Raw genomic sequence first — 19,477 nt, 5'->3', positions numbered from 1 at the left:
CTGACGCATAACTGCGTTAAAAGTATCAAGTGAGTGCGGCGTATGCCGCGCTAACGAGGGTGGTACCGCGGGAAAACGAAAGTCTCTCGTCCCTTTTAGGGATGAGGGAGTTTTTTTTAGTTTGGGAATATTCTGAATAATCCTCTCCTTCCCGTCAATACTTGAACCATACACGCCGTATTCAATCAGAAGGAGGTTTTTACTTTGAGTTTTCAGCACAAAGAGATAGAAAAGAAATGGCAAACATATTGGCTTGAAAACAAAACATTTGCCACTCTTGATAATAATGAAAAACAAAAATTTTACGCGCTGGACATGTTTCCTTATCCGTCTGGAGCTGGGTTGCACGTCGGCCATCCTGAAGGATACACAGCTACGGATATTCTGTCCCGCATGAAGCGCATGCAGGGCTATGATGTCCTTCATCCAATGGGCTGGGACGCATTCGGCCTGCCAGCTGAACAATACGCCCTTGACACAGGGAACGACCCTGCTGTGTTTACGAAGCAGAATATTGATAACTTCCGCCGCCAAATTCAAGCGCTTGGCTTCTCATATGACTGGGATCGCGAAATCAATACGACTGACCCTGAATACTATAAATGGACGCAATGGATTTTCTTAAAGCTATACGAAAAAGGCCTTGCTTACGTTGACGAAGTGCCTGTAAACTGGTGCCCTGCGCTCGGTACGGTTCTTGCCAACGAAGAAGTCATTGACGGCAAGAGCGAACGCGGCGGCCATCCGGTAGAGAGACGCCCAATGAAGCAGTGGATGCTGAAAATCACCGCTTATGCGGACAGGCTCCTTGAGGACTTGGAAGAGCTTGATTGGCCGGAAAGCATTAAAGATATGCAGCGCAACTGGATCGGCCGTTCGGAAGGCGCTCACGTTCATTTTGCTATAGATGGACATGTTGATTCCTTTACGGTGTTTACAACAAGACCAGATACGCTGTTTGGCGCTACATATACTGTCCTTGCCCCGGAACACGCATTGGTGGAAAACATCACAACGGCAGAGCAAAAAGAAGCTGTTGAAGCTTATATCAAAGAAATTCAATCAAAGAGTGACCTAGAACGCACAGATCTTGCGAAAACAAAGACAGGCGTATTCACAGGAGCGTATGCGATCAATCCTGTAAACGGAGAAAAACTGCCGATTTGGATTGCGGATTATGTTCTTGCATCATACGGAACAGGCGCTGTCATGGCAGTTCCTGGCCACGATGAGCGTGATTTTGAATTCGCCAAAACATTCGGCCTTCCGGTGAAGGAAGTCGTAAAAGGCGGGAACGTTGAGGAAGCAGCTTATATTGGCGACGGCGAGCACGTGAACTCTGATTTCCTGAACGGCCTTCACAAACAGGAAGCGATTGAGAAAGTGATCGCTTGGCTGGAAGAAACGAAAAACGGTGAGAAGAAAGTGACGTACCGTCTTCGTGACTGGCTCTTCAGCCGCCAGCGTTATTGGGGCGAGCCGATTCCGGTCATTCATTGGGAAGACGGAACGTCAACAGCTGTCCCTGAAGAGGAGCTGCCGCTGATTTTGCCGAAAACGGATGAAATCAAACCGAGCGGAACGGGCGAATCACCGCTTGCGAACATTAAAGAGTGGGTGGAAGTCACAGACCCTGAGACAGGGAAAAAAGGAAGAAGAGAAACGAATACAATGCCGCAATGGGCGGGAAGCTGCTGGTATTTCTTGCGCTATATTGATCCGCACAATCCGGAGCAGCTGGCATCACCAGAAAAATTGGAAAAATGGCTTCCGGTCGATATGTATATCGGCGGTGCAGAGCATGCCGTGCTTCACCTTCTGTATGCCCGCTTCTGGCATAAGTTCCTTTATGATATCGGCGTAGTGCCGACGAAAGAACCGTTCCAAAAGCTGTACAACCAAGGAATGATTCTCGGCGAAAATAACGAAAAAATGAGTAAATCTAAAGGGAACGTTGTCAACCCTGACGAAATCGTGTCCTCTCACGGTGCTGATACGCTGAGATTGTACGAAATGTTCATGGGACCTCTTGATGCTTCAATCGCCTGGTCTGAATCAGGATTAGACGGTGCGCGCCGTTTCCTTGACCGTGTATGGCGCCTATTTATTGAAGACAGCGGTGAGCTTAATGGCAAAATCGTTGAAGGCGCGGGTGAAACATTGGAGCGCGTCTATCATGAAACGGTTATGAAAGTCACAGACCATTATGAAGGCCTTCGTTTCAACACGGGTATTTCCCAGCTGATGGTCTTTATTAATGAAGCTTATAAAGCATCAGAACTGCCGAAAGAATATATGGAAGGCTTCGTGAAGCTTCTTTCTCCTATCGCGCCACACTTAGCGGAAGAGCTTTGGGAGAAGCTTGGCCATTCCGGCACAATTGCCTACGAAGCTTGGCCTGTATATGATGAAACAAAACTTGTGGATGATGAAGTTGAAATCGTTGTTCAGCTGAACGGAAAAGTAAAAGCGAAATTACAGGTTCCTGCCGATGCAACGAAAGAACAGCTGGAACAGCTTGCTCAAGCAGATGAAAAGGTCAAAGAGCAGCTTGAAGGCAAAACGATTCGGAAAATCATCGCGGTGCCTGGGAAGCTTGTCAATATTGTGGCAAACTAAGCCTAGAAAAAATCCCCTTTGCCAAAAGGGGATTTTTTTCATCAGTCTCAGAATAGCAATCGTTCAGCTGACTTTGATATACTGAACATGATCACTGTGAATAGGAGTGTTTTCTTTGGAAATAAAAGAAATCAGCACAGCCGCTTTGAAAGAAAAAATTGAGGCGGACGAAGAATTATATTTAATTGATGTCAGAGAAGATGAAGAGGTAGCGGAAGGCATGATCCCGCAAGCCGTTCATATTCGCATGGGGGATATTCCTGAAAAAATGGAAACCCTTGATAAAGACAAAGAGTACGTATTTATCTGCCGCTCAGGAATGCGCAGCATGAACGTCTGCAAGTACCTGGATGAGCAAGGCTTTAAAACAGTCAATGTTGAAGGCGGCATGATGGCCTGGGAAGGCGAAACAAAACCAAAAAACTAGGGGAGAGCAGTCCCCTAGTTTTTATTTGTATTCCGGAAGCCAATCGCCGTGTGCTGCAAATAAATCGTCACACATGGAGATGATGTCTTTCATGGAAAGCTCCGCGCTTGTATGCGGATCAAGCATTGCAGCTTGGTAAACCGCTTCTTTTTTTTGTGTGACAGCCGCTTCGATTGTCATCAGCTGTGTATTAATATTCGTCCGGTTTAAGGCTGCAAGCTGCTCAGGCAGTTCTCCGGCGAAGCACGGTGTAATTTTTTTTCTGTCGGCGACGCATGTCACTTCCACAACCGCTTTTGAAGGAAGGTTGGTGATCAGCCCTGTATTCAAGACGTTTCCTCCGAAGGTGAATGGTTCGTTTGTTTCCATTGCCTCTATAATTCTTGAACCATATTCCTTTGAGCGTTCGTGCGTAAGGTTTTTATTATTGACGATATCATCCCGCATTTTCTCCCAATTTTCAATTTGCTTGACGCACCTTCTCGGATATTCGTCGAGCGGGATTTGCAGCTCGCTGATCAGTTCAGGGTAATTCCGTTTAATAAAGTATGGGTGATACTCTGCGTTATGTTCGGACGATTCCGTGACATAATAGCCGAACTTATCCATTAATTCAAACCGCACCATATCATGATGCTTTGTTTTTTGTTTTTCTTTCGCTCTCCTTTTGATTTCTGGATATAAATCTGTGCCGTCTTTTTTGACTTCCAAAAGCCAAGCCATATGATTGATGCCTGCGATGCGTTCCTCAATTCCGTCATGCTCCATTCCGAGAGCTTTAAATAAATCCTTCGTGCACACTTGAACACTGTGGCAGAGCCCGATTGTTTTGATATTGGTATAGCGGAGCATGGCGCCTGTAAGAGTGGCCATTGGATTTGTATAGTTTAAGAACCATGCGTCAGGGCACATTTCCTCCATATCTTTTGCGATATCAAATAAGACCGGGATTGTTCTGAGAGATCTGAATATCCCGCCAATGCCGACTGTATCGGCGATCGTCTGGCGCAGCCCATACCGTTTAGGAATCTCGAAATCGATGACTGTGCTCGGTTTGTATCCTCCAACCTGAATCGCATTGATGACATAGCCTGCGTTTTGCAAGGCGAGTTTTCTGTCATCATAGCTATTGATGGCCACACTTGGGTTATAACGGTCTCTTAGATTTTCGAGCATGAGCTGGGATTCTTGCAGGCGTTTGGGATCAATGTCGTAAAGAGCGAACTCAAATCCATTCAGTGCCTCTGTTAACAGGCAGTCTCCCAAAACATTTTTGGCGAAAATCGTGCTCCCTGCACCGATAAATGTAATCTTCTTCATATTGCTTCCCCCTTTAAAGTTAACCCTTTACCGCTCCGGAAGACAGGCCGGCAATAAAGTATTTTTGCAGCGCCAAAAACAGAACAACCATCGGCAGCATTGCCATCAGTGCCGCTGCGGCAACTAAATGAAGGTTGTTTGCGTTTTCTCCGAAAAAACCTGCCATGGCTACTGTTAATGTCTGAACCTTTTGATCTTGTAAAAAGAAAATGGCAAATTGATAGTCGTTCCAAATAAAGACACAAGAAATAATACAGATGGTCGCAGTGATCGGCTTCAGCAGAGGAAACACAATCATAAAAAAGATTTTCAGCATGCCTGCGCCGTCAATTCTTGCGGCTTCTTCAAGCTCTTTTGGAATGGTCGATCGGATAAAGCCTGAATACAAGAATACGGTTAACGGCATGTAAGCCGCTGTATTAATGAAAATGGCGATTGCGTGTGTATTGACCATTCCGGCGTCCACAACCATTCGATACAAAGGAACCATGGACGTTAACGGAGGGATGATCATAATGGAAATCAGCAAGGCAAAAACGGCTTTATTCAGTTTCGTTTCCCGCCGGGCAAGCGGGTAGGCGGCAAGTGAGCCGAATATAATTAATAACAAGGCAGAAGAACCTGTGATGATCATGGTGTTTATAAAAGAGTTTCCTAGCGAAGCGCGCTCCCACGCCTCTGAAAAATTATGAAAGGAGATGTCGGCTGGAAATATCCATTTCGAACTGTAGTCTCCTTTTGCTTTCAATGAAGTGGTCAGCAGGATATAAAAAGGAATAAAATGCGCACAGGCCACAATGGCTGCAAGAAGCGTAATGATCCGCATGCTTTTTGTACGGGCGGCTCTCATGACATTTCCGTCTCCTTTCTTTTAAAGTACGCAAGCGCGCAAAAGCTGATGATCAAAATGACAAATGCCATAAATATGCCTTGCGTTGCGGCATAGCCGGCATCCTGCCGTTTGAAATACAAATCATACATAAACGTGGACATGGATTGTGACGCATTTCCGGGGCCGCCTGCGGTGAGTGCAATGATGACGTCAAACAGCTTTAAGCCTCCGATAATGTTGATGACCATATTAATGGTAATGGAGGGCATTAACAGCGGCAGCGTGATGGTAAAAAACTGCTGGCCTTGTTTCGCGCCATCCATTTGCGCCGCTTCATAGTAGTCTTTCGGAATGCTTTGCAGACCGGCTAAGTAGACAACCATAGCGATCCCGACATATTGATAGGTGTTAATCATGACAATGATCCATGGATTGAGCGAGGGACTGGCGAGCGCATTAATAGGGCTGATGCCGAAGACCCCGAGCAAATCGTTGAGTGCGCCTCCGTCATAGGAGAAGAAAAAGTACCAAATGTAGCCCATAATGAGCGGGCTGATCATCACCGGCAAATACACAATTGTTCTTGTTACCGCTTTCGTTTTAATGCTTTGATTTAAGAGCAGAGCGTACAGAAGCCCGACCACATTTTGAAAAAAGGTGCTGCCAAGCCCGTAAAGCAGAGTGTTTTTTAAGATATGCCAAGTGTCAGGATCAGAAAACAGCCTTTCATATTGCGCGAATCCAACCCATTGGTAGACTTGTGAAAAGCCGTTCCAGTTTGTAAAGGTAATCAATGTGCCTTTCACAAACGGATAAATCATAAAGACCAGAACGGAGAGCAAAGCAGGAATGTACATCCACCAAAGTGAGGACTGCTTTTTTGGCTTAACCTGTTTCACATGAACGTCCCTTGCGATCTCACTCATTGTTTTCAGCTCCCTGTGTTTCCGATTGCTCCCGGAGTCGTTTATATTCTCTTCCCAGCTTCTGCGAAATGTCTTGAGGCGCCAAAATGTCAGCCGCCAGCTCCTGCCCAACCGTGCCCAGGACATCCCACATTCCGTTTGGCAAGTATAAACGGTCGAAGTAAGGCTCGACTTTGACATCTTGATAATGCTCATAATCGTTTGCGTAGAAAATATCAGCTTTCACATTGGTCAGCCCTGAAGGAAGCGATGTGGCTTCAGCCATTTGTTTGGCATTGGCCGGGCGGGCCATAAATGCGATAAATTCTTTTGCCTCTTTTAATTGAGGCGAATCTTTCCATGCTGCAAGCGTGTAGCGTTCACCGCCGATCCAAATCGGATCATCACCGGGATGGATGGCAGGTGTCGGGATAATGCCGACCTCGACGTTCGGGTTGATCTGGGCAACGTCTTGGCCGAGTGTGCCGCCTTGCATTGTAAAGGCGATTTTGTTTTGGGCCATTAATTCGATGAGCTGTGATTTTTTTGCCGTTACGGCGTCGATATTGATCAATTTTTCTTGCTGCATTTGTTTGAGGATTTTTGATAAATAAGTGAATTTACTCCATTGAAAAGTGCCGTTGATGAGCTGTTTTTTTTCATTATGGGCAGGGTCTGTGATGAGAAGAGGTGTAGCGAATTGGTCGTAATATTGGGCGAATGAGCTTTTGTCATAGCCGGCAAACCAGAAGGGTACGATCTTTCCCTTGCTCTTTTTTTTAATCGTTCTCAGTGCTTTGATAAAGTCATCCATGGTTTCCGGCGGAGCAATGCCGTAACGGTCTAAAATATTGCGGTTATACGCCAGACCGTCTTTTGCCTGATTGATCGGATAGGCATACACCTTTCCGCTTTTATTTTTGAGGATGCTGTTTAAATTAGGATCGAGATCTTGAGTCCATTCCATCTCCCGGAGATCCGCTGTATATTCTCCGTACCTGATTTTCCCCCAGCCATGTGTATCGAATAGATCAGGCAAATCATTGGCCGCCATTCTGACACGCATCATATTTTCATAGTCATTGCCTGGGAAATGAAGGCTGACACGAATGTCACTGTGTTCCTTTTCGAATGCTGCCGCTAGTTTTCTGAACGTATCTCTTTCACTGTCGGTTGACATTGTAGAATAAATGGTTAACGTCTTTTTTGCGGTATCTGCTGAGCTTTTCTCTGCTGAACACCCGGACAGAACAAGCAGAATAAGAGAGAGAAATAAAACAAAAGTGTGTTTCATCTTTTCCTCCTTATCATCGTGATGAATCTTTGCTTATGTCACCTCCTTTGCTGTACATCCGCAGCTTTGTCTTACGATTAATGTTGTGGGCAGGGTGACATGGTGAGGAAGCGTTCGGCCATTGAGACGGTCAAGCAGCAGTTTTACGCCTGTCCGGCCCATTTCTTCTGTGTATACCTTCACCGTCGTTAAAGGCGTGCTGGCAAATTCAGCTTCCTCAATGCCGTTAAAGCTGACGATTGCAGTATCCCGCGGCACTTGCAGTCCGGCTTCCTGCAGCGCTTTTAATGCGCCGATCGCCATAGAATCGCTGGCAATAAAGAATGCTTCCGGCAGATGGCCTTGATCGATTGCTTTCTTCATCAGGCGATAGCCCTCACGCATGCTGTATTCTCCGATCAGCACATGCTCAGGCTGGGGGGCGGCTGACTCCAAAAAAGCGGTCAGGCGTTTATCTTCAATCGTTCTGCGAATGCTTTGGCCGTCCTTCAGCGTATGCTCTTTTTCTTGTCCGCCAATGTAGCCTAACCGTTTGTAGCCTAAGTCGAAAAGGTGATCAATCGCCTGGCGTGAAGCCGATTCAAAATCGATTCCAATCGAATCGTATGCTTGCGGATCTGGTGAATGATTGATAAATACGGCATGCTCCAGCCTTCCGCTGATATGCTTAACCGCTTCATCATGAACACGGCCGATGACAATGACACCATCCAATTCCCGAAGAATATGTTCCTGAAAGGAGCCGAGATGAATCGAATTTGTAATGAAAATTTCCTGTTCAAAGCATTCCTTTTCAATGCCTTTCCGAATGGAAGAAAAATAAGGGTCCTGCCTTTCCTGATCAGGGGACAGACAGCTCAGCACACCGATCAGCGGCTGGGCCCGCTGTTTTTGCCCGCGGGATTTTCGGCGTTTGGCAACGGTTTGATAACCAAGCTCTTCAGCGATGTTGACGACTCTTTGTCTCGTTTCGCCCGCAACAGAAAGCGACTCATCTTCATTTAAAATTCTGGACACAGTTGCGCTGGAAACATTAGCTTTCAATGCGATATCTTTAATACGAACCATGGGTCTCCCTCTCATCTATATTTAGTAAAATATTAACTCACCTGTTTTTGATAAATTGATACTATCATATAAAAGTAAGCGGTTACAATGATTATTTTCGGAATATTTCGTTATATTTACTAAATATTTAGTAAATGATGTGATTTATGTTGGAAAAATAAAGGGGAACCCAGATCTGTCTCGTAAATGTGAAGTAAGCGAATAAGGAAGGGTGATGGGATGAGAGTCGAAAGAAGAAAGCAACTGTTTCGATTGCTTGGTGATTTGCCTGATCGGAGGCCAATCAGTGTTGAGACATTACGTATTGAAGAAAGAGAAGAAAATATTGTTGAAACGCTCCTGCTCGATTTAAATGGACATGAAAAGGTGCCCGCTTATTTTGTGAAGCCGAAGAAAACAGAAGGACCGTGCCCAGCCGTATTGTTTCAGCATTCGCATGGGGGCCAGTATGATAGGGGAAAAAGTGAGCTGATTGAGGGAGCGGATTATTTGAAAACGCCTTCTTTTTCTGATGAGCTTACTTCTCTCGGATACGGCGTTCTTGCGATTGATCATTGGGGATTTGGAGATCGGCGGGGAAAAGCGGAAAGCGAGATATTTAAAGAAATGCTTCTCACTGGAAAAGTGATGTGGGGGATGATGATTTATGACAGTTTAAGTGCGTTAGACTATATGCAGTCACGCTCTGATGTTCAGCCTGACAGGATCGGAACCATCGGCATGTCTATGGGAGGTTTGCTGGCGTGGTGGACAGCGGCGCTCGATGACCGGATTAAGGTGTGTGTGGATTTGTGCAGCCAGGTGGATCATCACGTGCTGATCAAAACACAGAATCTTGACAGGCACGGCTTTTATTATTACGTCCCATCGCTTGCAAAGCATTTTTCCGCATCGGAGATCCAAAGCCTGATCGCACCGCGCCCGCACCTTAGTCTTGTTGGTGTACACGATCGGTTAACGCCGGCCGAGGGCGTGGACAAAATCGAAAAAGAATTGACAGCTGTCTATGCTGGACAGGGAGCTGCTGATTGCTACCGAGTGGTCCGTTCTGCTTCGGGACATTTCGAAACAGCAGTCATGAGGCATAAAGCTGTCCAGTTTTTGCAAAAGTGGCTGTGATTGTTATAAGAAATCGAAAAAGACCGTTTTCACACAAACGGTCTTTTTGTTTCCTTTTAACCAACTGCCATAAATCGATGCTTTCTTCTATTGACAGAAACAGGAGAGAATAATATATTCTAATTGTTAACCTTTAAATATAATTGGTTAACAATTAAAATGAGAAGCACTGCACGTTCTTCAGTTATCAGTGAAAGGGCGAGAAATGATGCAAGAAGAAACTTTTTATAGTGTCAGAATGAGGGCTTCTATGAATGGATCTCATGAAGACGGCGGAAAGCATATATCCGGCGGAGAACGGCTTATTCCTTTCCATGAGATGAAGCATACAGTCAATGCTTTATTAGAAAAAGGGTTATCCCATTCAAGAGGAAAACCTGATTTTATGCAAATTCAATTTGAAGAGGTATATGAATCGATAAAAACCATTCAGCCATTGCCTGTGCATACGAATGAAGTGAGCTGCCCGGAAGAAGGGCAAAAGCTGGCCCGATTGTTATTGGAAAAAGAAGGCGTTTCACGAGATGTGATTGAAAAAGCATATGAACAAATCCCTGAATGGTCAGATGTCAGGGGTGCGGTGTTGTTTGATATTCATACAGGAAAGCGAATGGATCAAACAAAAGAAAAAGGGGTGCGGGTCTCCAGAATGGATTGGCCGGACGCTAATTTTGAAAAATGGGCGCTTCACAGTCACGTGCCAGCTCATTCAAGAATAAAAGAGGCCCTTGCGCTCGCTTCAAAGGTAAGCCGGCACCCGGCAGCCATTGCAGAATTATGCTGGTCGGACGATCCGGATTACATAACAGGCTATGTTGCGGGTAAGAAAATGGGCTATCAGCGTATTACAGCAATGAAAGAATACGGGTCTGAAGAGGGCTGCCGAGTTTTTTTTATTGATGGATCCAATGATGTAAACACGTACATACATGATCTGGAGAAGCAGCCTATTTTAATAGAGTGGGAGGAAGATCATGACTCATGATTTGATAGAAAAAAGTAAAAAGCACCTTTGGCTGCCATTTACCCAAATGAAAGATTATGATGAAAACCCCTTAATCATCGAAAGCGGGACTGGAATCAAAGTCAAAGACATAAATGGCAAGGAATACTATGACGGTTTTTCATCAGTTTGGCTTAATGTCCACGGACACCGCAAAAAAGAACTAGATAATGCCATAAAAAAACAGCTCGGAAAAATTGCGCACTCCACGTTATTGGGCATGACCAACGTTCCAGCAACCCAGCTTGCCGAAACATTAATCGACATCAGCCCAAAAAAGCTCACGCGGGTCTTTTATTCAGACAGCGGTGCAGAAGCGATGGAAATAGCCCTAAAAATGGCGTTTCAGTATTGGAAGAACATCGGGAAGCCCGAGAAACAAAAATTTATCGCAATGAAAAACGGGTATCACGGTGATACGATTGGCGCCGTCAGTGTCGGTTCAATTGAACTTTTTCACCACGTATACGGCCCGTTGATGTTCGAGAGTTACAAGGCTCCGATTCCTTATGTGTATCGCTCTGAAAGCGGTGATCCTGATGAGTGCCGTGATGAGTGCCTGCGAGAGCTTGAACAGCTGCTTAAGGAACATCACGAGGAAATTGCCGCGCTTTCCATTGAATCAATGGTACAAGGCGCGTCCGGTATGATCGTGATGCCGGAAGGATATTTGGCAGGGGTGCGCGAGCTATGTACAACATACGATGTCTTAATGATCGTTGATGAAGTCGCTACAGGCTTTGGCCGTACAGGAAAAATGTTTGCGTGCGAGCACGAGAATGTCCAGCCTGATCTGATGGCTGCCGGTAAAGGCATTACAGGAGGTTATTTGCCAATTGCCGTTACGTTTGCCACTGAAGACATCTATAAGGCATTCTATGATGATTATGAAAACCTAAAAACCTTTTTCCATGGCCATTCCTATACAGGCAATCAGCTTGGCTGTGCGGTTGCGCTTGAAAATCTGGCATTATTTGAATCTGAAAACATTGTGGAACAAGTAGCGGAAAAAAGTAAAAAGCTCCATTTTCTTCTTCAAGATCTGCACGCTCTTCCTCATGTTGGGGATATTCGGCAGCTTGGCTTTATGTGCGGTGCAGAGCTTGTCCGGTCAAAGGAAACCAAAGAACCTTACCCGGCTGATCGGCGGATCGGATACAAAGTTTCCTTAAAAATGAGAGAGTTAGGAATGCTGACAAGACCGCTTGGGGACGTGGTTGCATTTCTTCCTCCTCTTGCCAGCACAGCTGAGGAGCTCGGGGAAATGGTTGCCATTATGAAACAAGCGATCCATGAGGTTACGAGCCTTGAAGATTGATTCCTGGTTGAACAAGCGGTTAGACAGAATGAAAGAAGACGGCGTACACCGTAACCTGCGGACAATGAATGGGGCACCGGTTCCAGAGAGGAACATTGATGGCGAAAATCAAACGGTCTGGTCCTCAAACAATTATTTAGGGCTCGCAAGCGATAGACGTTTGATCGATGCAGCCCAAACAGCATTGCAGCAATTTGGGACAGGAAGCAGCGGTTCACGTTTAACGACAGGCAATTCGGTCTGGCATGAAAAGCTAGAAAAGAAGATTGCAAGCTTTAAACGGTCAGAAGCGGCCCTGCTGTTTTCGAGCGGTTACTTGGCCAATGTCGGTGTCCTTTCATCCTTGCCAGAAAAGGAAGATGTCATTTTAAGTGACGAGCTCAATCATGCAAGTATTATCGACGGCTGCCGACTTTCTAAGGCTGATACAGTTGTTTATCGGCATATTGATATGAATGATCTTGAAAACAAGCTGAATGAAACACAGCGTTATCAGCGCCGTTTTATCGTAACAGACGGGGTATTCAGCATGGATGGCACAATCGCCCCTCTTGATCAGATCATCTCACTTGCGAAACGCTATCATGCCTTCGTGGTCGTTGATGATGCCCACGCAACAGGAGTTTTGGGCGATTCGGGACGAGGAACGAGTGAATACTTTGGTGTTTGTCCCGACATTGTGATTGGCACCTTAAGCAAAGCTGTTGGCGCGGAAGGAGGTTTTGCGGCAGGATCAGCGGTCTTCATCGACTTTTTGCTGAACCATGCCAGAACATTTATCTATCAAACCGCTATTCCGCCAGCCAGCTGTGCGGCTGCTCATGAGGCTTTCAACATCATTGAAGCCAGCAGGGAAAAACGACAGCTTTTATTTTCTTATATCAGCATGATCAGAACCAGTCTGAAGAATATGGGTTATGTGGTAAAAGGAGATCACACACCGATTATTCCTGTAGTCATTGGCGATGCCCATAAAACGGTCATATTTGCTGAAAAACTGCAGGGCAAGGGAATTTATGCTCCTGCCATTCGGCCGCCGACCGTTGCGCCGGGTGAAAGCCGTATTCGAATTACAATCACGTCTGACCACAGTATGGGTGATATTGATGATTTGCTGAAAACATTTCATTCAATCGGAAAGGAGCTGTATATCATTTGAGGGGTTTTTTTGTGACGGGAACTGATACAGAAGTGGGGAAAACGGTTATATCCAGCGGTCTTGCTGCCTTATTGAAAGAACATAATAGAGATGTCGGGGTGTATAAACCATTTTTAAGCGGGATATCGCGTCATCATCCAGATAGTGATACTAGTCTGCTGAAAGACATGTCGCAGACCGGTCTTTCTCATGAAGACATTACGCCTTTTGCCTTCAAAGCGCCGCTTGCACCATACGTTGCAGGGAAACTTGAGGGAAAGACTGTCACCATGGAAGAGGTTTTAAGCCATTGGGGGCGGATTAGAGAAAAACATGAATGCTTCATCGTAGAAGGTGCGGGCGGTATTTCTGTGCCATTGGGAGAGGACTATTTGGTCAGTCATGTCATAAAAGCGTTGCAGCTTCCCATGATTATTGTGGCACGTCCTCACCTTGGAACCATTAATCATACCTTTTTAACTGTCAAATATGCAGAAAGCATGGGGCTTCCAATCGCCGGAATTATCATCAATGGAATCAGTGACTCTCCTGATGAAGATGAAAAAACCAATCCTGAGATGATTGAGCGCTTATGCGGTGTACCGATTTTAGGGATTACGCCAAAGCTTGCCAACGTGACGAAAGAAACGGTTCTACATATGGTAAAAGACCATATCAATCTATCATTACTGATGAATCAAGTGGGGGTATGAGAATGAATCAATGGATGGAACTCGCAGACCGGGTGCTGGCTGGAGCAGAAGTGACTGACGAAGAGGCGCTTTCAATATTACATTGTCCTGATGAAGATATTTTGCTATTAATGCATGGAGCTTTTCATATCAGAAAACACTTTTATGGAAAAAAAGTAAAGCTCAATATGATTATGAATGCAAAATCCGGGCTCTGCCCGGAAAACTGCGGCTATTGTTCACAGTCTGCGATTTCGAAAGCGCCGATTGAGTCTTACCGGATGGTGAATAAGGAAACGCTGCTTGAAGGCGCGAAGCGGGCGCACGATCTGAATATCGGCACATATTGTATCGTGGCAAGCGGCAGAGGGCCGTCTAACAGAGAAGTGGATCAGGTCGTAGATGCGGTTCAGGAAATTAAAGAGACGTATGGACTGAAGATTTGTGCGTGTCTCGGACTGTTGAAGCCAGAGCAGGCGAAGCGGCTCAAAGATGCCGGAGTAGACCGCTATAATCATAATTTGAATACGTCACAGAGAAACCATTCAAACATCACGACCTCACATACATACGATGACAGAGTCAATACGGTCGAAATCGCAAAAGAATCGGGGCTGTCTCCGTGTTCAGGCGCCATTATCGGGATGAAGGAGACGAAACAAGATGTCATTGACATCGCCAAAAGCTTGAAGGCTCTTGACGCGGATTCCATTCCTGTGAATTTTTTGCATGCAATTGATGGCACGCCGTTAGAAGGCGTCAACGAATTAAACCCGCTGTATTGTTTAAAAGTGCTGGCGCTGTTCCGTTTTATCAATCCATCAAAAGAAATTCGCATATCCGGAGGAAGAGAGGTCAATCTCCGCTCATTGCAGCCATTAGGGCTTTACGCCGCAAACTCCATTTTTGTCGGAGACTACTTAACAACTGCCGGGCAAGAGGAGACGGAGGATCATAAAATGCTGAGTGATTTAGGTTTTGAAGTTGAATCAGTCGAAGAAATGAAGTCCAGTTTAAGTGCGAAAAGCTGAAAGCATCAATAAAAGCAATCGGTATGATGTCGATTGCTTTTATTTTTGAACAGAAAGGAGAAAATCACGTGACAATTGCATCGTCAACTGCATCTTCGGAGTTTTTGAAAAACCCATATTCTTTTTACGACACATTGCGAGCTGTTCATCCTATCTATAAAGGGAGTTTCTTAAAATACCCGGGCTGGTATGTCACAGGATATGAAGAAACGGCTGCTATTTTGAAAGATGCGAGATTCAAAGTCCGCACCCCGCTGCCTGAGAGCTCAACCAAATATCAGGACCTTTCACATGTGCAAAATCAAATGATGCTGTTTCAGAACCAGCCTGATCATAGACGATTGCGGACGCTTGCCAGCGGAGCGTTTACGCCGAGAGCGACAGAGAGTTATCAGCCGTATATCATTGAAACTGTCCATCATTTGCTTGATCAAGTGCAAGGTAAAAAAAAGATGGAGGTCATTTCGGACTTTGCTTTTCCTTTAGCAAGCTTTGTCATAGCTAACATTATAGGTGTACCGGAGGAAGATAGGGAGCAATTAAAGGAGTGGGCTGCGAGTCTCATTCAAACGATTGATTTTACCCGGTCAAGAAAGGCATTAACAGAGGGCAATCATATGGCTGTGCAGGCTATGGCATATTTCAAAGAGCTGATTCAAAAGCGAAAACGCCACCCTCAACAGGATATGATCAGCATGCTCTTGAATGGGAAAGAAAAGGATAAGCTGACGGAAGAGGAAGCGGCATCTACGTGCATATTGCTGGCGATCGCCGGACATGAGACAACGGTTAATCTCATCAGCAATTCAGTCCTTTGTCTGCTGCTGCATCCAGAACAGCTTTTGAAACTGAGAGAAAATCCAGATCTTATTGGTACTGCAGTCGAGGAATGTTTACGCTATGAAAGCCCCACGCAAATGACAGCCAGAGTTGCGTCAGAGGATATTGACATCAGCGGGGTGACGATCCGTCAAGGAGAACAAGTCTATCTTTTGTTAGGGGCGGCTAATCGAGACCCAAGCATTTTCACGAACCCCGATGTCTTCGATATTACGAGAAGTCCTAATCCGCACCTTTCATTCGGTCATGGCCATCATGTTTGCTTAGGGTCCTCGCTGGCACGATTAGAAGCGCAAATTGCGATTAACACTCTTCTGCAGCGGATGCCCAGCCTTACGCTCGCGGATTTTGAATGGCGGTATCGGCCGCTTTTTGGATTTCGGGCGCTTGAGGAGCTGTCGGTGACTTTTGAATAAGCCTAAGAATGTGAGTGCCAAAAAAGTGTCAGCGCCGCCGAAAATGGGCAATCTATAAAAAAGGGGAGTGAACATCGTGAAAAAAGTGCTGATCGCCGGCGGAAATGGTGTGATTGGGAGACTGCTTGCTGAAGGGCTTATTTCAGACTATGAAGTGACAGTGCTTGATAAAGATCATTTCGATGGCAAAGCCTCTTCCATTCAGGCTGACGCGGCAAATTATGAGGAGCTGTTGAAGAAGATTCCAAAAGATACCGATGCCATCTTGAATTTACTCGCTGTTAAAATCAAATACGATATTATGGACATCGCTGAGTTTGAAAAGATGACGGATGTTTTCTATAGGGCAAGCTATTATCTGTGCCGTGCGGCAGCGGAGCTTGGCATTCAAAAGCTCGTGTTCGCCAGCAGCAATCATGTCACAGATGTATACGAAAAAGACGGGCGCTCGCTCTTAGGACGGGAAATCACAACAAGCGATTATCCGCTGTCAAAAAACTTGTACGGTGTATTAAAGCTGACCTCTGAACAGATCGGCCATTTGTTTTATTTGGAAAATAAGCTATCAGTAATCAACCTTCGAATCGGAACAGTCGTCACAGATGAAATGGATACGCTGCATGAAAAAGAACGGACGAAAAAGACACTGCTTTCTCACCCCGATCTGCTGTCGATTTTCAAAGCCGCCATTGAGACCAATATCCGGTACGGCACTTATTACGCCGTCTCTGATAATCCGGGCCGGCCATGGTCCATTGAATCTGCCGTGAATGAACTTGGGTTTTCGCCACAAATCAATACGGCCGAACTTCTGAACGAGGAGGAGAACGGAGCATAATCATTTTCTAAGATTATGCTCTTTTTCTTTTGTTATCGGTCTCAATTCGCGGCAGCCCCCGCCCGGCCGGGGACTCTGTTCAAATGATTATAGACATGGCAATCACAGATTTGCTACATTTTAGACACGATATCGTCACATGCTGAGCTCGGTTTTCAAAAATATGATAACGCTTACAAAGAGAGGTGGGAGCTATCGCACATTCACTGAAAAACCGTCTGTTTGATATGTTGATTTATGGTTTCTTGCTGATGTTCGCTTTAATATGCGTACTTCCGTTCATTCATGTCATCGCAGCATCTTTCGCCACAGTAGAAGAAGTCGTGTCGAAAACATTTATTTTAATACCGACCACTTTTTCGCTAGATGCTTATCGCTACATTTTTTCAACAGATATTATTTATAAGAGTTTGCTTGTTTCTGTGTTTGTGACAGTGATAGGCACTGCGGTCAGCATGTTTCTTTCTTCACTGATGGCTTATGGGTTATCCCGCCGTGATTTAATCGGCCGGCAGCCGCTCATGTTTCTCGTCGTATTTACGATGCTGTTTAGCGGCGGCATGATTCCGACTTTCCTTGTGGTCAAATCGCTTGGATTGCTCGATTCTTACTGGGCGCTTATTTTGCCGACAGCCATTAATGCCTTTAACCTGATCATTCTGAAAAACTTCTTTCAAAATATCCCGTCAAGCCTGGAAGAGTCCGCGAAAATTGACGGGTGCAATGATCTGGGCATATTCTTTAAAATTGTGCTGCCGCTGTCTCTTCCTGCGATCGCAACGATTTCACTATTTTATGCGGTCACGTATTGGAACACGTATATGACAGCGATCTTGTACTTAAATGATTCAGCAAAATGGCCGATTCAGGTGCTTCTGCGCCAAATCGTCATTGTATCAAGCGGTATGCAGGGGGATATGTCTGAAATGGGGTCGGGCAGCCCGCCGCCTGAGCAAACCATTAAAATGGCGGTCATAGTGGTGGCGACCATCCCGGTTCTGCTTGTCTATCCGTTTATACAAAAGCATTTCGCAAAAGGAGCTTTGCTGGGATCTGTCAAAGGATAAAAGAAATATGAAACGGAGGGGTACGATGGGAAACAAATGGAGGGTGCATTTGATTGTGCTTGTACTGGCACTCGGCGGAGTGCTGGCGGGCTGTAAAGGGGCTGATCAGTCTTCGGCTGAAGGCAAAGCTGGCCCGGATTCAAAGGTAAAGCTGTCTTGGATGGCGATTTTGTATCACCAGCAGCCGCCGAAAGACAGGGCGATTAAAGAAATCGAAAAGCTGACAAATACAGAACTCGACATCACCTGGGTTCCAGACGCGGTGAAAGAAGACAGGCTGAATGCAGCGCTTGCAGCCGGCAATCTTCCGCAAATCGTGACCATCCAGGATATTAAAAATTCGTCAGTCATGAATGCCTTTCGGTCAGGAATGTTTTGGGAAATCGGCGATTATATCAAAGATTATCCCAACTTAAACAAAATGAACAAACTCATTAATAAAAATGTGACAATTGACGGCAAGCTCTACGGGATATACAGAGAACGTCCGCTTTCCAGACAGGGGATCGTCATTCGGAAGGACTGGCTGGACAATTTGAATTTGGAAACGCCGAAAACACTTGATGAGCTTTATGAAGTGGCCAAAGCGTTTACGGAGGATGATCCGGATAAGGATGGGAAAGACAATACATTCGGGCTGACAGACCGCAATGACTTGATTTACGGCGCGTTTAAAACACTCGGCTCTTATGAAGGTATGCCAACAGATTGGAAGGAATCAGGCGGCAAATTCACGCCTGATTTCATGACGCAGGAATACAAAGACACAATGAACTATATGAAAAAGCTGCGTGACAACGGCTATATGAATAAGGATTTTCCTGTCACAAGCAAAACCCAGCAGCAAGAGCTGTTTTCTCAAGGGAAAGCCGGCATCTACATTGGGAATATGGTAGATGCGGTTAATCTGCGCGACCATGCCTCCGATAAATCGATGAAGCTTGAAATCATCAACCGCATAAAAGGCCCGGATGGGAAAGAGCGGGTATGGGCATCAGGAGGCCATAACGGCGTGTTTGCTTTCCCGAAAACGAGTGTGAAAACGGAAGCAGAGCTTAAACGGATCTTAGCGTTTTTTGACCGAATTGCCGAAGAAGATGTCTATAGCCTGATGACTTATGGCATTGACGGTGTTCACTACAACAAAGGAGAGGATAAAACGTTTACACGCAAAGAAAGCCAGGTAAAAGACTGGCAGACTGATATTCAGCCGCTGTCCGCTTTAATTGCCATTGATAAAGCCTACTTAAAAAACACTGGAGATCCGCTTCGGACGGCGTACGAGGAGCTGACCGAGGACAATGAAAAGATTATCGTCTCAAACCCGGCTGAAAGCCTGTATTCCGCATCGGAGTCGGAACGGGGTGATGAACTGAAGAAAATCATTGATGATGCGACCTATAAATATATGATTGGAGACATCACAGAAAGCCAGTTCGATAAAGAAGTGGAAAAATGGGAGTCAAGCGGAGGAAAACAAATTATTCAGGAATACGAAGAAGCGTTTAAACAAGCAAAATAACATTGGAAAAACCCAAAACGCGCAAGCG

General features: G+C 45.5%; 17 protein-coding genes and 1 other annotated feature (1 of these 18 only partly in view). Of the genes, 12 read left to right on the top strand and 5 right to left on the bottom strand.

The features are described from left to right. Nucleotides 1–97: a binding site (T-box leader), on the top strand (it extends 118 nt beyond the left edge of the window). 107 nt (nt 98–204) lie between these two features. Together leuS and NYE49_RS15320 are read left to right on the top strand one after the other, a co-directional pair. After that, on the top strand, nt 205–2,619 hold the full coding sequence (gene leuS / locus NYE49_RS15325) for a leucine--tRNA ligase (protein ID WP_047183058.1): 2,415 nt from the start codon (nt 205–207) through the stop codon (nt 2,617–2,619). A 115-nt stretch (nt 2,620–2,734) separates the two neighbouring features. Beyond that, nucleotides 2,735–3,046, top strand: coding sequence for a rhodanese-like domain-containing protein (locus NYE49_RS15320; protein ID WP_004398993.1), 312 nt, complete (start codon nt 2,735–2,737; stop codon nt 3,044–3,046). A gap of 21 nt (nt 3,047–3,067) precedes the next feature. Here NYE49_RS15320 and melA read toward each other — a convergent pair whose 3' ends face one another. The 5 genes from melA to NYE49_RS15295 are packed head-to-tail and all read right to left on the bottom strand — an operon-like array spanning nt 3,068 to nt 8,465. Then, nucleotides 3,068–4,366, bottom strand: a complete 1,299-nt coding sequence (gene melA, locus NYE49_RS15315) for an alpha-galactosidase MelA (RefSeq protein ID WP_015384421.1) — start codon at nt 4,364–4,366, stop codon at nt 3,068–3,070. Nucleotides 4,367–4,385: 19 nt separating this feature from the next. After that, on the bottom strand, nt 4,386–5,216 hold the full coding sequence (locus NYE49_RS15310) for a carbohydrate ABC transporter permease (RefSeq protein ID WP_015384420.1): 831 nt from the start codon (nt 5,214–5,216) through the stop codon (nt 4,386–4,388). Further along, nucleotides 5,213–6,124, bottom strand: a complete 912-nt coding sequence (locus NYE49_RS15305) for a sugar ABC transporter permease (RefSeq protein ID WP_015251409.1) — start codon at nt 6,122–6,124, stop codon at nt 5,213–5,215. The genes NYE49_RS15310 and NYE49_RS15305 overlap by 4 nt, the downstream gene beginning before the upstream one ends. Further along, a complete protein-coding gene (locus NYE49_RS15300; RefSeq protein ID WP_174616780.1) occupies nt 6,117–7,397 on the bottom strand; it encodes an extracellular solute-binding protein in 1,281 nt (426 codons plus the stop codon). Before NYE49_RS15300 ends, NYE49_RS15305 begins: the two co-directional genes overlap by 8 nt. A 33-nt stretch (nt 7,398–7,430) precedes the next feature. Beyond that, entirely contained in the window at nt 7,431–8,465 is a 1,035-nt protein-coding gene (locus tag NYE49_RS15295; protein ID WP_047183056.1) for a LacI family DNA-binding transcriptional regulator, read from the bottom strand. A gap of 219 nt (nt 8,466–8,684) precedes the next feature. On the opposite strand from NYE49_RS15295, the gene NYE49_RS15290 reads away from it, so the two are divergent. From NYE49_RS15290 to NYE49_RS15245, 10 genes are all read left to right on the top strand, one after another. Then, nucleotides 8,685–9,584, top strand: a complete 900-nt coding sequence (locus NYE49_RS15290) for an alpha/beta hydrolase (RefSeq protein ID WP_047183055.1) — start codon at nt 8,685–8,687, stop codon at nt 9,582–9,584. 208 nt (nt 9,585–9,792) lie between these two features. After that, the gene (bioW, locus tag NYE49_RS15285) at nt 9,793–10,569 is read left to right on the top strand and encodes a 6-carboxyhexanoate--CoA ligase (RefSeq protein ID WP_047183054.1); all 777 of its coding nucleotides are present in this window, start codon (nt 9,793–9,795) and stop codon (nt 10,567–10,569) included. Then, nucleotides 10,559–11,905 (top strand): adenosylmethionine--8-amino-7-oxononanoate transaminase, encoded by a 1,347-nt coding sequence (gene bioA, locus NYE49_RS15280; protein WP_047183053.1) that lies wholly within the window; start codon nt 10,559–10,561, stop codon nt 11,903–11,905. The genes bioW and bioA overlap by 11 nt, the downstream gene beginning before the upstream one ends. Further along, nucleotides 11,895–13,064 (top strand): 8-amino-7-oxononanoate synthase, encoded by a 1,170-nt coding sequence (gene bioF / locus NYE49_RS15275; RefSeq protein WP_047183052.1) that lies wholly within the window; start codon nt 11,895–11,897, stop codon nt 13,062–13,064. The genes bioA and bioF overlap by 11 nt, the downstream gene beginning before the upstream one ends. Then, nucleotides 13,061–13,756, top strand: coding sequence for a dethiobiotin synthase (gene bioD / locus NYE49_RS15270; protein WP_047183051.1), 696 nt, complete (start codon nt 13,061–13,063; stop codon nt 13,754–13,756). Before bioF ends, bioD begins: the two co-directional genes overlap by 4 nt. Nucleotides 13,757–13,758: 2 nt before the next feature. Continuing rightward, nucleotides 13,759–14,766 (top strand): biotin synthase BioB, encoded by a 1,008-nt coding sequence (bioB, locus tag NYE49_RS15265; protein WP_047183050.1) that lies wholly within the window; start codon nt 13,759–13,761, stop codon nt 14,764–14,766. Between the two features lie 68 nt (nt 14,767–14,834). Continuing rightward, nucleotides 14,835–16,022 (top strand): biotin biosynthesis cytochrome P450, encoded by a 1,188-nt coding sequence (bioI, locus tag NYE49_RS15260; RefSeq protein WP_047183575.1) that lies wholly within the window; start codon nt 14,835–14,837, stop codon nt 16,020–16,022. 76 nt (nt 16,023–16,098) lie between these two features. Further along, nucleotides 16,099–16,860 carry an NAD(P)-dependent oxidoreductase gene (locus tag NYE49_RS15255; RefSeq protein WP_003245974.1) on the top strand — a complete coding sequence of 254 codons (762 nt, stop codon included), beginning with the start codon at nt 16,099–16,101 and terminating at the stop codon, nt 16,858–16,860. 206 nt (nt 16,861–17,066) lie between these two features. Next, nucleotides 17,067–17,927 carry a carbohydrate ABC transporter permease gene (locus NYE49_RS15250; protein WP_015251420.1) on the top strand — a complete coding sequence of 287 codons (861 nt, stop codon included), beginning with the start codon at nt 17,067–17,069 and terminating at the stop codon, nt 17,925–17,927. A gap of 25 nt (nt 17,928–17,952) precedes the next feature. Beyond that, nucleotides 17,953–19,449: an extracellular solute-binding protein gene (locus NYE49_RS15245; protein WP_047183049.1), complete on the top strand. Its 1,497-nt coding sequence runs from the start codon at nt 17,953–17,955 to the stop codon at nt 19,447–19,449. The last annotated feature ends 28 nt before the right edge of the window (nt 19,450–19,477 follow it).

It is taken from the genome of Bacillus sp. FSL L8-0358 (assembly GCF_038593095.1).
GTDB lineage: Bacteria > Bacillota > Bacilli > Bacillales > Bacillaceae > Bacillus > Bacillus subtilis.
This window is presented reverse-complemented; position numbering and strand designations above follow the sequence as displayed.

Coding starts and splice junctions, on each gene's coding strand:
- melA (WP_015384421.1), bottom strand. CDS start 4,366: ATGAAGAAGATTACATTTATCGGTGCAGGGAGCACGATTTTCGCCAAA.
- NYE49_RS15310 (WP_015384420.1), bottom strand. CDS start 5,216: ATGAGAGCCGCCCGTACAAAAAGCATGCGGATCATTACGCTTCTTGCA.
- NYE49_RS15305 (WP_015251409.1), bottom strand. CDS start 6,124: ATGAGTGAGATCGCAAGGGACGTTCATGTGAAACAGGTTAAGCCAAAA.
- NYE49_RS15300 (WP_174616780.1), bottom strand. CDS start 7,397: ATGAAACACACTTTTGTTTTATTTCTCTCTCTTATTCTGCTTGTTCTG.
- NYE49_RS15295 (WP_047183056.1), bottom strand. CDS start 8,465: ATGGTTCGTATTAAAGATATCGCATTGAAAGCTAATGTTTCCAGCGCA.
- NYE49_RS15290 (WP_047183055.1), top strand. CDS start 8,685: ATGAGAGTCGAAAGAAGAAAGCAACTGTTTCGATTGCTTGGTGATTTG.
- bioW (WP_047183054.1), top strand. CDS start 9,793: ATGCAAGAAGAAACTTTTTATAGTGTCAGAATGAGGGCTTCTATGAAT.
- bioA (WP_047183053.1), top strand. CDS start 10,559: ATGACTCATGATTTGATAGAAAAAAGTAAAAAGCACCTTTGGCTGCCA.
- bioB (WP_047183050.1), top strand. CDS start 13,759: ATGAATCAATGGATGGAACTCGCAGACCGGGTGCTGGCTGGAGCAGAA.
- NYE49_RS15245 (WP_047183049.1), top strand. CDS start 17,953: ATGGGAAACAAATGGAGGGTGCATTTGATTGTGCTTGTACTGGCACTC.